This is a genomic window from Streptomyces sp. NPDC005566 (assembly GCF_040605575.1).
Taxonomy (GTDB): domain Bacteria; phylum Actinomycetota; class Actinomycetes; order Streptomycetales; family Streptomycetaceae; genus Streptomyces.
On the sequence record NZ_JBEXDB010000012.1, the window covers coordinates 189,717 to 205,373 of the forward strand.

The 15,657-nt window shown below is 73.6% G+C and carries 7 protein-coding genes; all 7 read left to right on the forward strand.

Features of this window, described 5'->3' with window-relative positions:
* The first annotated feature begins 260 nt into the window (after nucleotides 1–260).
* The 7 genes from ABZS61_RS20545 to ABZS61_RS20575 all read left to right on the forward strand — a co-directional run bounded on the left by ABZS61_RS20545 (nucleotide 261) and on the right by ABZS61_RS20575 (nucleotide 15,599).
* Entirely contained in the window at nucleotides 261–3,524 is a 3,264-nt protein-coding gene (locus ABZS61_RS20545) for an amino acid adenylation domain-containing protein (protein WP_356422913.1), read from the forward strand.
* Nucleotides 3,521–9,091, forward strand: coding sequence for an amino acid adenylation domain-containing protein (locus tag ABZS61_RS20550; protein WP_356422916.1), 5,571 nt, complete (start codon nucleotides 3,521–3,523; stop codon nucleotides 9,089–9,091). The genes ABZS61_RS20545 and ABZS61_RS20550 overlap by 4 nt, the downstream gene beginning before the upstream one ends.
* Nucleotides 9,088–10,587 carry a class I adenylate-forming enzyme family protein gene (locus ABZS61_RS20555; RefSeq protein WP_356422919.1) on the forward strand — a complete coding sequence of 500 codons (1,500 nt, stop codon included), beginning with the start codon at nucleotides 9,088–9,090 and terminating at the stop codon, nucleotides 10,585–10,587. The genes ABZS61_RS20550 and ABZS61_RS20555 overlap by 4 nt, the downstream gene beginning before the upstream one ends.
* Nucleotides 10,584–13,598 (forward strand): amino acid adenylation domain-containing protein, encoded by a 3,015-nt coding sequence (locus ABZS61_RS20560; protein ID WP_356422922.1) that lies wholly within the window; start codon nucleotides 10,584–10,586, stop codon nucleotides 13,596–13,598. Before ABZS61_RS20555 ends, ABZS61_RS20560 begins: the two co-directional genes overlap by 4 nt.
* A gap of 5 nt (nucleotides 13,599–13,603) precedes the next feature.
* A complete protein-coding gene (locus ABZS61_RS20565; RefSeq protein WP_329213894.1) occupies nucleotides 13,604–13,828 on the forward strand; it encodes an MbtH family NRPS accessory protein in 225 nt (74 codons plus the stop codon).
* Complete coding sequence (locus tag ABZS61_RS20570) at nucleotides 13,825–14,091, forward strand: acyl carrier protein (RefSeq protein WP_356422927.1); 267 nt, start codon at nucleotides 13,825–13,827, stop codon at nucleotides 14,089–14,091. Before ABZS61_RS20565 ends, ABZS61_RS20570 begins: the two co-directional genes overlap by 4 nt.
* Before the next feature lie 62 nt (nucleotides 14,092–14,153).
* Nucleotides 14,154–15,599 (forward strand): condensation domain-containing protein, encoded by a 1,446-nt coding sequence (locus ABZS61_RS20575; protein ID WP_356423119.1) that lies wholly within the window; start codon nucleotides 14,154–14,156, stop codon nucleotides 15,597–15,599.
* Nucleotides 15,600–15,657 lie beyond the last annotated feature (58 nt).

The following is a 15,657-nucleotide window of genomic DNA, read 5'->3' on the forward strand; positions in this document are numbered from 1 at the left end:
ATGCGCGCCGAACCGCCACTCGCCCGGTCGACCATCGCGTTCTTCCTGGACCGACGCACGTTCGGCATCCTCTCGGCGCCAACAATTTGGTCCAGACCATTGACCCGCGGTTCGGTCTCTCTCTAGCATCTGCGGCATCACGACAGCCCATCAGGGCAGGTGTCCTCCTCCCCCGCGCGTCACCCTTCGCATACGGAAAACACGTATGCGGTTCAAGCCAGTTCGGGCCGACCGCCCACGGCCCGGCCTCCAGGAGCGTCATGCCCGTACCCGACCAGCAGCCTCACTCCGCGCCGGAGAGCGGGACAGGGCCGGCGGGGGTTCACACCGCAGCCGCCCTCTCCGTAGGGCAGGAGCGTCTGTGGTTCCTGGACCAGTTCGAACCGGGGGACGCGGCCTACAACATTCCGCTGGTGCTCCGGTTCACGGGACCGCTCTCGCCGTCGGCCCTGGGCGTCGCCCTGGACACGGCGGCCGGTCGGCACGAGGCGCTGCGCAGCCGGTTCCCCGCCGTCGACGGACGTCCGTACGTCGTCGTCGATCCCCCGTCCCCCGTGCCGCTCGACACCCGCGATCTGCGGGGCCGTTCCGAAACGGACATCGCCTCGATCATCGGCGAGTTCACCAATCGGCCCTTCGACCTGGCCGAAGGGCCGTTGCTGCGGGCCGCGCTGCTCCGCACCGGGGAGAGCGCGTACACGTTCTGCCTCGTGGTGCACCACGTCGTCGCCGACGGCTGGTCCCTCGGCCTCCTGCGTTCCGAACTCGCCGCCCACTACTCCGCCCACCGCCTGGGCGGTACGGCGGAGCTGGCGGAACCGCCGTCCTACCTGGCCCACGCGGCCGCGGAGCGCGCGTGGCTGGACGGGCCCGAAGCCACCTCGGCCCTCCACCACTGGCGTGAACTGCTGCGTGGGGCCTCACCGTTGGCGCTCCCCCTCGAGCACGCCCGCCCCGAGGTCCCGGGCAGCGGCGGCGCCTACCACACCCGGGTGCTGGGCGGACTGGGCGCCGTGGTGGAGTCCTTCGCCCGTTCACGGCGCCTCACCCCGTTCATGGTGACAGCCGCCGCCTACCAGGCTCTTCTCCACCGCTGCACCGGCCAGGACGACTTCTGCGTGGGGGTGCCCACCGCGGCACGGACCACGGTCGACAGCGAGCGGACCGTCGGCTACTTCTCCTCCACCCTGGTCCTGCGCGCGGACTTCGCCGGCGATCCGTCCTTCGACGCCGTCCTGCGGCGGATCCGCGGCGACTGGCTCCGTGCCCTGACGCACGGCCGCGTACCGTTCGAACGGCTCACCGAGGAGTTGCGGCAGGACCGTGACACCGGCCGTACGCCTGTCTTCCAGACGCTCCTCACCGTGCACACGCAGAGCGGCGGCGCTCTCGGCGAGCACCCGTTCGCGGACCTCGTGTGCACCGAGGGCGACGGCGGCCACACCGCCGCCAAGTTCGAACTGAGCCTGGACGTCCGCCCGGACGGCGACGATCTGCACGCCGTCTTCGGCTACCGCACCGATCTCCTCGACGCGGCGCAGACCGCCCGGATCGCCGCCCGCTTCGAGGTCCTGCTGCGCGCCGCCCTGGGAGCGCCGGACACGCCCGTGCGGCTGTTGCCCGTGCTCGACGAGCACGAACTGGCGGTGGAGCGGGTCGAGACCTCGGGGCCCGTCCTCCCGACACACCCCCCGACGGTCCTCGCCGCGATCGACCGGGCGGCGCTCGTCCCCGGCGCAGCGGCCGTCATCGGTCCCGACGAAAGCCTCACGCGCGGTGAACTCGCCGACGCCTCCCGCACCCTGGCCGCCCGGCTCCTGGCCCGCGGCGTCCGCCGGGGAGACCTCGTCGCCCTCTGTCTGCCCCGGGGTCCGCAGGCGGTCGTGGCGATGCTCGCCGCGTGGCGCATCGGTGCCGGATACCTCCCGCTGGACCCGCAATACCCCTCCGCGCGGCTCGACTTCATGCTCCGGGACAGCGGGGCCGCCCTCCTGCTGACGGCAGACGGCAGCCCCGTCGCGGGCCTCACCGTCGGCCTCCCCGTCCTGTCCGTCACCCCGCCACCCGGCTCCGCTGACACCACCGGGCCTCCCCCCGGACCCGACAGCGAGGCGGGCCCGGACGACCCCGCGTACCTCATCTACACCTCGGGCTCCACCGGCACGCCCAAGGGCGTCCTCGTACCGCACCGCGCACTCGCGGCACGTGTCGCATGGATGCGCGAGGGCTACGGCCTCGGTGAGGACGACCGCGTCCTGCACAGCGCCTCACTCTCCTTCGACACCAGCGCCGAGGAGATCTTCCCCGCACTGGCGTCGGGCTCGGTCCTCGTCACGGCCCGGCCCGGAGCCGCCCTCTCCGACCAGCTGGCCGAACCGTACGCGGCCGGTGTCACCGTCCTGGACCTTCCGACCCCCTACTGGCACCACCTCGTCGCCGACCTGGACGAGACCCCGTGGCCCGACTCGCTGCGCCTGCTGATCCTGGGCGCCGACCAGGCGCGCGCCGAGGCGGTCGCCGTCTGGCGGGGCCGTTTCGGCGACACCGTACGACTGGTGAACTCCTACGGCCCGACGGAGACCACCGTCATCGCCACCACGGCGGACCTGGGCGCGGCCGACGAGGTGCGCAGGCCACCCATCGGCCGGCCCATCGGCGGGACGACCGTCGCCGTACTGGACCGCCACGGCACGCCCGTGCCGCCCGGCACGCCCGGTGAGCTGGTGATCGGCGGCGCAGGCGTCGGCGACGGGTACCTGGGGCGCCCCGGCGCCACCGCCCGTTCCTTCGTGCCCGACCCGAACGGGCCCCCCGGGGCCCGCCGCTACCGCACGGGCGACCGGGTACGCCGTCGCGGCGACGGGCAACTGGAGTTCCTCGGCCGCCTGGACGGCCAGGTGAAGGTGCGCGGATTCCGGATCGAGCCCGGCGAGGTCGAGTCCGCGCTCGGCGCCCTGCCCGGTGTCGCCGAGGCCGTGGTGTCCGCCCGCGAGGACCGGCTGATCGCCCACGTCGTAGCGGTGCCGGGAGCTCCCGCTCCGGATCCTGCGCGCCTGCGCGCGGAGCTGTCGACGGTGCTGCCGCCTCATCTGGTCCCCAACGCCTGGGTCGTGCTCGACCGGCTGCCCCTCACCCCGAACGGCAAGGTGGACCGGGCGGCCCTGCCGGATCCCGGGGCCGCCTCGCCCGTCCGCGCCGTGCACGTACCGCCCCGGACCGAGGCGGAGGAACTCGTGGCCGACATCTGGCGGGAGGTGCTCGGCACCGGCCCCGTCGGCGCCGACGACGACTTCTTCGACATGGGGGGCCATTCGCTCCTGGCCACCCGGGTCGTCGCCCGCGTCCGCGCCGCCGTCGACCTCGCCGTCCCCCTGCGCACCCTGTTCACCCACCGCACGGTCGCGGCCTTCGCCGAGGCCGTGGAAGCTGCCCTGACAGCCGAGATCGACGCCCTGTCGGACACGGCGGCCGAAGAACTCCTCGCCGCGCAGGACGCACTGGAAGGAAGCCGGCCCGTCTCATGAGCGCCGACACCACCAACCCGGCAGAACCCGCCGCGGCCCGTCTCTCGGCCGCCAAGAAGGAGCTGCTGCGCCGCCGGCTGGCTTCGCGGGCCGCCGCCCGCGCGACCGTGCCCCGCAGGGATCCCGGCACGGCCGTCCCGTTGTCGTTCGCCCAGGAACGGCTCTGGTTCATGGAGCAGTTCGCTCCGGGGACCGCCGCGTACAACATCCCGGTGGTCCGCCGGCTCCGCGGCCCGCTGGACACCGGCGCTCTCCGCGCCGCCCTTGACGCGAGCGTGGCCCGGCACGAGACGCTGCGCTCGCGGTACCCCGCCACCGACGACGGGCGCCCGCTGCTGGTCATCGACCCGCCCGGGCCCGCCGATCTCACCCACGCCGAAGCCGCCTGCCTGTCCGAGGCCGAACGCCTCGTCGACGAGGCGTCGGCAGTGCCCTTCGACCTGGAGGAGGGGCCGCTGCTGCGCGCGCTCCTCATCCGGCTCGCCGACGACGACCACGTTCTGCTCCTGGTGGTCCATCACAGCGTCAGTGACGGCTGGTCCAGCGAGGTCCTGCTGGGTGAGGTGCTGCGCGGCCACGCCGCGCACGTCGCGGGGGATCCGGATCCGCTTCCCGAACTCGTCGTCCAGTACGGCGACTTCGCCCTGTGGCAGCGCGAGCAGCTCAGCGGCGAGCGGCTCGCTGCCGAGGTCGCCCACTGGACCCGTGAACTCGCCGGGATCGAGCCGCTGGAGCTCGCGTTCTCGCGCCCCCGCCCGCCCCGGCAGACCTTCGAGGGCGCCGGGCACGCGTTCTCCGTCGACCGTGCCCTCCTGGACCGGCTCACGCTGCTCGGGCGCCGGCACGACGCGACCGTTCACATGGTCCTCCTGGCCGCCTTCCAGATCCTCCTGGCCCGCTACAGCGGTCAGACGGACTTCGCGGTCGGCTCCCCCGTCGCCGGACGCCCCGAACCCGAACTCGAGCCGCTGGTCGGCATGTTCGTGAACGTCATTGCCCTTCCGGCCCGTATGGAGGGCGACCCCTCGTTCGCCGAATTCCTGCGCCGCACCCGCGAGACCTGCCTCGACGCCTACGCCCACCAGGACCTGCCGTTCGCACAGCTGGTCAGCGAGCTCAGGGTCGCCCGGGACGTGTCGCGGCCACCCGTCTTCCAGGCCGTCCTGGCCGTACAGAACTACGCCACCCAGCGCGACGCCGGATCGGACGGCCCGCTGACGGCCGAACCGTTCGGGGTGCGGGCCAGTGGTACCCGTTTCGATCTCGAACTCTTCCTCCAGGAGTGGCCCGACGGGCTGCACGGCTCCTTCAACTTCAACACCGACCTCTTCGAGGTCGCCGACATCGCGCGCCTCTCCGGCCACCTCGGCAGGCTCCTGCAGGCCGTCGCGGCCGCCCCGGAGACCCCGCTGTCCGGGCTCGCCGGACGCACCCCGGACGAACACGACTTCGAGACGCGCCGGTTCAACGACACCGCGCTGGACCGGGCGCCCACCACCCTCACCGCCCTCGTCGCCGAGCAGATCGCCCGGACTCCCGACGCGGTCGCCGTGGCCGTCGAAGGCAGGGCTGCCCTCACCTACCGGCAGCTCGACGCGCAGGCCGACCGGATCGCCGCCCGGCTGGCCGCCGAGGGGGTCGGCCCGGGGAGCCTCGTGGCCATCTGCTCCGAACGCTCGCCCGAACTCGTCGCCGGTCTGCTGGGCATCCTGCGCACCGGTGCGGGCTACACCCCGCTGGAGCCCGGTTACCCCGCCGAACGCCTCGCCTTCCTCCTCGCCGACAGCGACGCGCCCGTCCTGCTCACCCAGCGCGGACTGCTCACACCGCACGGCTGCACCGCGCAGGTCATGCTGCTGGACGACCCCGCCGAGCCGCCCAGGTCGCGCCGCGGACCGGCGGGACCGGGCCCCGACGACACCGCGTACCTCATCTACACCTCCGGCTCCACCGGCCGTCCGAAGGGCGTTCCGAACACCCACCGGGCGATCGCCAACCGCATCCAGTGGATGCAGGACGCCTACCGCCTCGGGCCGGACGACGCCGTCCTGCAGAAGACCCCCGTCGGCTTCGACGTATCGGTCTGGGAGTTCTTCTGGCCCCTGGCCACCGGTGCGCGCATCGTTCTCGCCAAGCCCGGCGGCCAGAAGGACAGCGGCTATCTGCGCGACCTCATGGTCTCCGCCGGCGTCACCGTCGCCCACTTCGTCCCCGCCATGCTGACGGTCTTCCTCGCCGAGGAGGGCATCGAGCGGTGCACGGCGCTGCGCCGCGTGATCAGCAGCGGAGAGGCCCTGCCGCCAGACGCCGCCCGCGAGCTGACCGGACGGCTGCCGCACTGCTCCGTCTCCAACCTGTACGGGCCCACGGAGGCGGCCGTCGACGTCTCCTCGTGGGAGTGCGCAGGCCCTCTGGAGACGGTGCCGATCGGGCTCCCGATCGACAACACCAGGCTGTACGTACTGGACGCCGCTCTGCGCCCCGTACCGCCCGGCGCCCCCGGCGAACTGCACATCGGCGGCACCGCCGTCGCCCTCGGCTACCACCGCCGGCCGGGCCTGACCGCAGCCCGGTTCGTGCCCGACCCGTACGGCCCGCCGGGCTCCCGCCTCTACCGCACCGGGGACCTTGCCCGCCGCCGGCCGGACGGCGCTCTCCAGCACCTCGGCCGCGTCGACCAGCAGATCAAGCTGCGCGGGCTGCGGATCGAGCCCGGCGAGACCGAGGCCGCCCTGCGCGCCCAGCCCGGTGTCGCGGACGCCGCCGTCGTCCTGCGCGAGGACCGGCCCGGCGACAAGCGTCTCGTCGGGTACGTGGTGGCCGCGACCGGCTCCGAAGAGCCCGACCCCGCACGGCTCCGCACCGCACTCAAGAGGCTGCTGCCCGACCATCAGGTCCCCGCCGTGGTGGCGGTCGTCCCCTCCCTGCCGCTCACCCCCAACGGGAAGCTCGACCGGCGCGCCCTGCCCGCTCCCCAGCTGCGGCGCGCGACCGGCGCCACCCGGCCGGCCACCGCGACCGAGCTCCTGCTCGCCGAGATCTGGAGCGAGGTGCTCGGCCTGACGGAAGTCGGCACGGACGAGGACTTCTTCGACCTCGGCGGCCACTCCCTCCTCGCCACCCAGGTCGTCGCCAGGGCCCGCGGCCGGCTCGCCGAGGCGGGCGCACAGCCCGTCAGCGTCATGGACCTCTTCACCCACCGCACCATCCGCGACCTGGCTGCCGTTGCCGCCAGGGACGAGCACGACGACACCCCGCGGCCGCTGCTGCACCGGCTCACCCCTCCCGTGTCCGCCGCCCGTCGTACCCGCACCTTCGTCTGCGTCCCCTACGGCGGCGGCAGCCCCGTCGTCTACCAGCCCGTCGCCGACGCGCTGCCCTCCGACGTCGAACTGTGGGCCGTCGCCGTGCCGGGCCACGACGTGGGTGTCACCGAGGAGTCCGTGCCGTTCGACGAACTCGCCGAACGCATCGCGGGCGAGGTGCGGGAACGGACGGAGGGACCCGTCGTCGTCTACGGCCACTGCGCCGTAGGTACGGCGCTGGCGGTCGCCGTGTCCCGGCTGCTGGAGGCGACCGGCCATCCGCTGGAGGCCGTCTACGCCGGAGCCCAGTTCCCGTTCGCCCGGCCGCGCAGCCGGGTCCTCAGCGCACTCAGCCGCCTCGCCTCCCTCGAACCCCTCCTCGGCGACCGGGTGTACGCGAACTGGCTCATCGGGCTCGGCGTGAACACCTCCGACCTCGACAAGGAGCAGGCCGCCTTCATCATCGGCAACATGCGCCGTGACACACAGGCCGCCGAGGACTACTTCACCCGCGCCATCGCCGACGTCGCCGCCGGCGCCCCGCGGCTGCGCGCCCCGCTCGTCTGCCTGATCGGCGACCAGGACCCGGCCGCCGACTTCTACCAGGAGCGCTACCGCGAGTGGCTGCTGCTGGCCGAACGCTCCGCCGTCGCCGTCCTCGACCAGGGCGGTCACTTCTTCCTCAAGTACCGGGCCGTCGAGGTCGCCGACGCGGTCACCACGGTGCACCTCGCGGTCCGCGACGGGCTGACCGACGAACTCCCCGCCTGCGATCCGCTCCACTCGTGGTGGTTCCACGGGGACACCGGCCCCGTCACGGCGGCCGCCGACGCACCCGCGGACGGGGCGACCGACGCAGAGCAACCCGCCGCCCCACCCCACGAGGGCACGGAGTCCACGGCCGGTCCCGAACCCAGCATGCGCCGGTTCCTCCTGGTCGCGGTCGGGCAGCTCTTCTCGATCACCGGCTCGGCCCTGACCGAGTTCGCCCTCCCCATCTGGATCCTCCTGAACACCGGCTCCCTCACCCGGTACGCGCTGTACGCGGTCGTCGCCATGGTGCCGGGCATCCTCGTCGGCCCGCTCGCGGGAGCCCTCGTCGACCGGATGAACCGGCGCACGGTACTCCTCGCCGGCGACATCGCCGCCTGCGCCACCCAGGCCGGTCTCCTCGCTCTGCTCGTGACCGGAAACCTTCATTCCTGGGAGGTCTACGTCCTGCTCGGCGTACTCTCCGTCGCCCTGACGTTCCAACGGCTCGCCTACGCGTCCGCGGTCCCGCAGCTCGTGCCCAAGCAGTATCTCGGCCACGCCAACGGCATCGTTCAACTCGCATTCGGTACAGCCCAGTTCGTGGTTCCGCTGGTTGCTGTGGCGCTCATGGCGGCGATCGGTCTCGGCGGCATCCTGGTCATCGACGTGGTCAGTTACGTGCTGGCCATCGGCGTCCTGCTCGTGGTGAAGTTCCCCCGGACGCTGCCGTGGACGCGGCGCGAGTCCCTCATGTCCGAGATCCGGCACGGCTTCACGCATTCATGGCGCAACCGGGGCTTCCGGGCCATGCTCCTGTGGTTCGCGGGCCTCAACATCTTCCTCTCGCCCCTCTTCCTGCTCATCACTCCGCTGGTCCTCGCCTTCGACGACCTCCAGGGCGCGGCGCGGGTCGCCGTCGCGGGCGGCGCCGGAGCGATCCTGGGAGGGATCGTCATGGGCTTCTGGGGCGGCCCGCGCCGGCACCGGCTGCGGGGCATGCTCGGCATCGCTGCGCTCCTGGCCCTGGCGGGAGCCGTCACCGGGCTGCACGCCAGTCTCTGGGTGATCGCCGCAGGGGCGTTCGGCATGTCCTTCGCCCTGTCCCTCGTCAACGGTGTCTACTCCACGATCGTCCAGGTCAAGGTGCCCCAACGCTTCCACGGCCGCGTCTTCGCCCTGAACACCCTGGTCGCCTGGTCCACCCTGCCGTTGGGCCACGGAGTCATCGCACCGCTGGGCTCCTCGCTGCTGGGACCGCTGATGGAGCCCGGAGGGGCGCTCGCCCCCGTCTTCGGCCCCCTGATCGGCACCGGCCCCGGGCGCGGTATCGCCCTGATGTACGTCCTGTTCGGGTGCGCCATGCTCGGCATGGTCGCGCTCGGCCTGCGCCTTCCCGTGCTGGCCCGCTTCGACCGGGACGTCCCCGAGGCCGAGCCCGACGACCTGGTCGGCCTGCGCGAGCGTGCCCGCCTCGCCGCCGCCCGCCGCGTGAAGGAGAGCCGGACGTGACAGACACAGTCGCCACCCTGCCCGCCCTGCTCGCCCGTCGTGCCGCCGCGCACGGCGACCGCACGGCCCTGGTCACCGGCCGCGAACGGCTCGACTTCGCATCCTGGCAGGCCCGTTCGGGGGCGTACGCCTGCGCGCTGCGCTCCGCCGGACTGCGGCCCGGGGACCGTGTCGTCCTGCATCACGGCACGAGCCGGTGGACGGAGTTCGCCGTCGCGTTCCTCGCGGTGCTGCGCGCCGGCGGGGTGGCGGTCCCCCTGTCCGACCGGTCCGCGCCCGCCGCCACGGAGTACGTTCTCGCCGATGCGGAGGCCCGCTTCCTGCTGCACAGCGGGCCGGACCTCCCGGCCGGGATCCCGCCCGGGACCACCGTGCTGACCGAATCCGACGCCGACGGCCACCCCGCGGTGCCTGACCTGCCCGACCCCGCACCCGGTGACCTCGCTCAGATCCTCTACACCTCCGGCACCACCGGAACCCCCAAAGCCGTCGGCGCCCGTCACGCCAACCTTGCTCACGGCTGCACGCCGGACGAGCGCCGTCGGCCGCTGCGCCACTCCTCCGCCTTCCTGCACGCCTTCCCGGTCGGCACGAACGCCGGACAGACCATGCTGGTCAACGCCCTCAACGCGCACGCGACATGTGTCACCGCTCCGCAGTTCACCCCGGCCCGCTTCCTCCGGCTCCTGTCCGAACACGACGTCGGGAGCGTCTTCCTCGTCCCCGCCATGGCGATCGAACTGCTGGCGTCACCGGCCCTCGCGGACGCCACCGCCTCGGGCACACTCGACCGTGTGCGCCTGGTCGGCTCCACGGCCGCCGCCCTTCCCCAGCCGGTCGCGCTCGGGCTCGGGCGGGCCTTCCCGAAGGCCCAGATCGTCAACTACTACACCTCCACCGAGGCCGCGCCCGCGCAGATCACCCTGCTGTTCGATCCGGCCCGTCCCACCTCCCCCGGCCGGCCCGCCTCCCTGGCCGATCTGCGTGTGACCACCCCCGAAGGCCTCCCGGTCCCGGCGGGCGACTCGGGCGAGCTGTGGCTGCGTTCTCCCGCGGCTCCGCGGGCGTACATGGGTGAGACGGACGGCGAGGTCTTCCGGGGACGCTGGGTACGCATGGGCGACCTCGGCCGCATCGACGAGGACGGCTTCCTGCACCTGCTCGACCGGGAGCGCGACGTCGTCAAGTCGGGCGCCCACAAGGTCTCCACCCTCCAGATCGAGAACGCCCTGCACTCCCATCCGCAGGTGCGCGACGCCGCCGCCGTCGGAGTTCCGCATCCCGTTCTCGGAAGTGTCGTCGCCGCCGTGGTCGTGTCCGAAGCCGGTCTGACGGCGGCCGCCCTGCGGATCTTCCTGCTCAATCACCTGGCCGTACACGAACTGCCCGCCACCGTACTGTTCCGCGACGCGCTCCCCCGTAACGAGGCCGGCAAGGTCCTCAAACGCGATCTGCGCCGGATCCTCGCCCGAGACCACCCCGAGGCCACCCTGTGAACGCGATCCTCAGCCCCGCCCAGCACGGCGTCTGGCTCACCGAGCGCACCCTGGACACCGCTGCCGCCTATCACCTGGCCGTGACCGTGGACCTCGACGGGCCCGTCGACACCGGCGGCATGGTCCGGGCCTGCTCCGCTGTCGCCGCCCATCACCCCGCCCTCGCCACGGTGTTCGGCGCCGACGGTACGCCTCGAGCCGGCACGGAACCGTCCCGTCCGCGGGTTGCCGACTGCGCCGCCGGTGAACTCGACGTACTCCTCGCCCGGGAACGGGCCCTTCCTTTCGACCTCGTCCGCGGACCGCTGCACCGCTTCGTCCTCTTCCGGCTGTCCCCGGTACGGCACGTCCTGCTCCTGACCGCCCATCACCTCGTCTTCGACGGCGAGTCCAAGGACCGGCTGATCAGCGACCTGGCCGACGCCTACCGGAGAGGTCCGCTCGCGCCGGTCGCCCCGCGGCCGGCGGCCGAGCCCTCCTCCGATGCCCTCGCAGGCGCGGAGGCGTACTGGGCCGCTCGTTGGCGTGAGCCGGCCGCGCCCGCGCTGCCCGGCCTCGTACCCTCCCGCATTCCCGGCACCGCTCCCGCGCAGGGCGCCGAGGTCTCGCTGAGCCTCGGCCCCGGGCGGACCGCCCTCGTGGATACGACGGCGCGCCGGCTCGGTCTGACCCGCTTCGAACTCCTCACCGCGTCCTGGCACGCGCTGCTCGCCCGTTACGGCGACACCGCCCCGGTCACGGCCGTCGAACTGTCGCTTCGCCCGCGGGGCGAGGCGGTCGGTGTGGGGCTGGCCGTCAATGAGCTGCCCCTCTTCAGCAGCGTGGCACCCGAAGCGCCGTTCGCGACCTGGTCCCAGACCGTCCGCGCCGAACTGCGCTCCCTGTACAGGCACCGGGCCGTCCCGCTGGGCCGCTCCGTGCGCGGTCTGACGCCACGGACCGCGCTCACCCCCCTCTCTCTCAGCTACCGGCGCCGCCCCGCCGGGGAGCTGCCTGCCTTCGGCGACGGGGTGCGCGCCGAGGTCCGCTGGACCGGCTTCTGCGGCACCGCGCGCAACCTGCTCCACCTCCAGCTCGTCGACTCCGGATCCGAGATCGACGCGAGCCTGCAGTACCGGGCCGACGCCTTCACCGCCGAATCGGCACGAAGCATCGCCGGACACTGGACGACGCTCCTCGACGGTGTACTGGCCGACCCCGGCACACCCGTCGGCGACCTGCCGCTGCTGACGCCCCGGCAACGGTCGGACCAGCTCGCCGCACCGGCTCCCCGGCCGGAACTCGCTCTGTGCACCGTGCCCGCGCTGTTCGCCCGGGCGGTGACGGCCCACCCCGACGCGGTCGCCGTCGTCGGCGGGAAGGAAGCCCTGACCTACCGCGAGCTCTCCCGTCTCGTCGCACACGCGGCCACCGCGCTGCGCCGCCACGGCGCGGGCCCGGGCACCCTCATCGGCATCGGACTGCCCCGCGGGCGCGACCAACTGGTCGCCGTCCTCGCCACCCTGGCCTGCGGAGCCGCCTATCTCCCCCTCGACCCCGATTACCCGGCCGAGCGGCTGGCCTTCATACGGTCCGACGCCCGTCTCGCGCTCCGGATCACCGCGCACCCGGACAGCCCCGGCGACCTCGTGCCGGCCGATCTCGCACCCGAGGGCACGGACACCCCGGCTCTGCCCACGGGCCCGACGCCGTCCCATCCCGCCTACGTGCTCTACACCTCCGGGTCCACCGGGCGTCCCAAGGGCGTGGAGGTGCCCCACTCCGCGCTCGCCAACGTCCTGGGCGCGCTGCGCGACCATCTGGGCTCCGGCCCCGAGGACCGCTGGCTCGGCCTCACCTCGCTGTCCTTCGACATCTCCGCCGTCGAACTGCTTCTGCCCCTCATCACGGGAGGACGCGTCGTCCTCGTACCCGAAGGCGGGCACCGCGACGGCCCCGCGCTCCTCGGCCTCATCCGCGGCGAGGGAATCACCCACGTCCAGGCCACTCCCAGCGGATGGCGGCTGCTCCTCGACGCGGGCCTCACCGACACGGCGGCCGGGCTCACGGCGCTCACGGGCGGTGAGGCGCTGCCCCCGTCCCTCGCGACGGACCTGGCCGCGGCGAGCAAGCGGCTCGTGAACGTCTACGGCCCGACCGAGACGACCATCTGGTCCTCCCTCGCGGAACCCGCCATGACCGACGACGGACACGTCCTCATCGGCGGACCGCTCGCCAACACCCGCGCCTACGTCCTCGACGAGCGGCTGCGTCCCGTGCCGTCCGGGCTGCCGGGTGAGCTCTGCCTCGGCGGCGCGGGCGTGGCCCACGGCTACCGGCACCGCCCGGGCCTGACGGCCGCGCGTTTCCTCCCGGACCCGTACGGCCCGCCGGGATCGCGCATCTACCGCACCGGTGACGTCGTCCGGCGCCTGCCCGGCGGCGCTCTCGTCTACCTCGGCCGCTCCGACACCCAGGTCAAACTGCGCGGCCACCGGATCGAGCTGGGCGAGATCGAGGCCCGGCTGGCCTCGCATCCCTCGGTGGCCCAGGCCGCGGCCGCGGTGCACGGCACGGACGGCGACCGCCGACTGAGCGCGTACGTCGTCGCCGCCGGCCCGGCACCCACCGCCGAGGAGCTGCACGCCCACCTGTCCGCCACGCTCCCCGCCGCCGCGGTGCCCGGCACGTACACCGTGCTGGACACCTTCCCGCTGACACCCAACGGCAAGCTGGACCGGGCCTCGCTCCCGGAGCCGGTCCCGGACCGGAGCAAGTCCGCGGCCGGCACGGTCGGTGAAATCGACCCCACCACCGGCGCGGTGCTCGCCATCTGGCGCGAGGTACTGGCCCTGGACGACCTGGGGCCCGACGAGGACCTCTTCGACCTCGGCGGCCATTCACTGACCATCACCGCCATCGCCGCCCGCATCCACCAGAACCTCGGCGTGGACGTCCCTCTCGACGTCTTCTTCGACACCCCTACCGTGCACGGCGTCTCCGCCGCCGTCACCGCACTGTGCAAGGAGTAGCCCTCATGAGCGATCCGACCCGCTACCTCGTGGCCGTCAACGACGAGGAGCAGCACGCCCTCTGGCAGGACGGCACTCCGCTGCCCGCAGGCTGGCGGGCCGAGGGCTTCAGCGGCACCGAGGAGGAGTGCGTCGCGCACGTCGACCAGGTGTGGCCGGACATCCGGCCGCTCAGCCTGCGCCGCCGTCTGGCGGACGAGGCCGCCCGGCAGGCGGGCGGCGCCCGGTGAACGCCCACGCCCCGACCCGCGACCGCCTCGCCCAGCTCGTGGAACGGGCCACGGACGGCCAGGTGGCCGCCGCCGAGATCGTCGACTCCGCCGAACCGCTCGCCGCGCTCGGCGTCAGTTCGCTCTCCCTGCTGCGGCTGGCCGACAGCCTGGAAACCGAGTACGGCGTCCTCATCGACCTCAGCGACCGGGCGCTGTACACCGAGGGACTCGCCGGCCTCACCGCCCGTGTCCGGGCTCTGGCCGCGGAAGGCACCGCGTGACGACGACGGCCCCGGACACGTCGGCCCCCGGCACGGTGACCTCGGACGCCGGCGCGGCCGCGGTGACGGTACCGGATCCCGGCGGGTACCCGGCGGACGCGACGACGACGGTCCCGTTCACGGGCGGCCGGTCCGGTGACGCCCCGCTCACCTGGGGCCAGCGCGCGATCTGGCACGCGATCGGCCGCACCGCTCCCAACGACCACTACTTCAACCTCGGCCGTGTCCTGCCCCTCGCCGACCGGGGCACGCCCGTCGACCTGCCCCGGCTGGCAGGCGCACTCGCCGCGCTCCTCGTCCGCCACGAGGCGCTGCGCACCCGCATCGTGGCCGATGGCGACGGAGAACCCCGCCAACGCCTTTGTGCCGAGGGGCTGGTGGAGGTCCGCGTCCACGACGAGCCCGACCCGGCCGGCTGCGGGGCCGCCGCCGAGAACCTGTTGTCGTCCCTGTCCTCGCACCGTTTCGACTACGCGCGGGAGTGGCCCGTACGGTTCGGCGCCGTCCGCCACGAGGGCCGGATCACACACGTCGTGCTGGCGCTGTGCCATCTGGCCACCGACGGGCACGGCGCCGAGGTCCTCGTCCGCGATCTGCGGCTGCTGGCCCGCCGCGGGTCGGCCGGTCCCGCCTGCACCGAGACCCCGCTGGACCTCGCGCGGCATCAGACCTCCCCGGCCGGCCGCCGCTCCGGCGGGGCTGCGCTCGCCCACTGGGAGAACGGCCTGCGGCACGCCCCGCCGACGATGTTCCCCACCCCGGTCGCGACGCCGTGCACCCCCCGCTTCTGGACGGGCCGTCTGGTCTCCGCCGCGCTCCCCCGGGCCGTCGAGGCGCTGGCCGCCGCCCATCGGGTCAGCGGCTCGACCGTGCTCCTCACCGCTTCGGCCGCTCTGGTCGCCGCCGATCAGGGGCACGCCGTGGCGGCGGTCATGCCGATCGCGGGCAATCGCGCGGCGCAGGGCCTCCGCACCCTGGTCAGCACGCTGTCGCAGGACGCCCTGTTCGTCCTGCGCATGGATGACGTCCCGGGTCCTGACGCCGATTTCACCGACCTGCTGGCGGGTGCCTGGCCGGCCGCGCTCGCCGGGTACCGTGCGGCCGCCTACGATCCCGCCGACTGGGACGCGCTGCTGGACCGGGCGTCCCATGAGCGGGGCGCCGAGGTGCACCCGTACTGCTGCTTCAACGACATGCGGCTGGCGGAGCGGCCCGCTTCGCCCCGTTCGGCGCCGGACGCCGACGAACTCACCGCACTCCGCCGCCGGAGTGTGCTCGACTTCCCCGCGACGCAGGACCGCGTCGCCTGCCGGTACTGCCTGCACGTGAGCGGGGACGACAGTGCGCTCACCGTCACCCTCACCGCCGACACGGCCTATCTGCCCCCCGCCGCCATCCACGCCCACCTTCGCGCCATCGAGGAGGTCGTCGTGTCCTCGTCGGCCGGCGACCCGCCCCGCTTGGCGGCGCTGGCCGGGTTCCTCACGGCGGAAGGTTCCGGCCGATGAGCGCGGGCCTCGTCGCGCGGCCGCTGGCCCGTGCGGAGAAGACGTCCTGCGTCCAGGG

Excerpts from the sequence above, each read along its gene's own strand:
- ABZS61_RS20550 (WP_356422916.1), top strand. The coding sequence starts at position 3,521 with ATGAGCGCCGACACCACCAACCCGGCAGAACCCGCCGCGGCCCGTCTC.
- ABZS61_RS20565 (WP_329213894.1), top strand. The coding sequence starts at position 13,604 with ATGAGCGATCCGACCCGCTACCTCGTGGCCGTCAACGACGAGGAGCAG.
- ABZS61_RS20545 (WP_356422913.1), top strand. The coding sequence starts at position 261 with ATGCCCGTACCCGACCAGCAGCCTCACTCCGCGCCGGAGAGCGGGACA.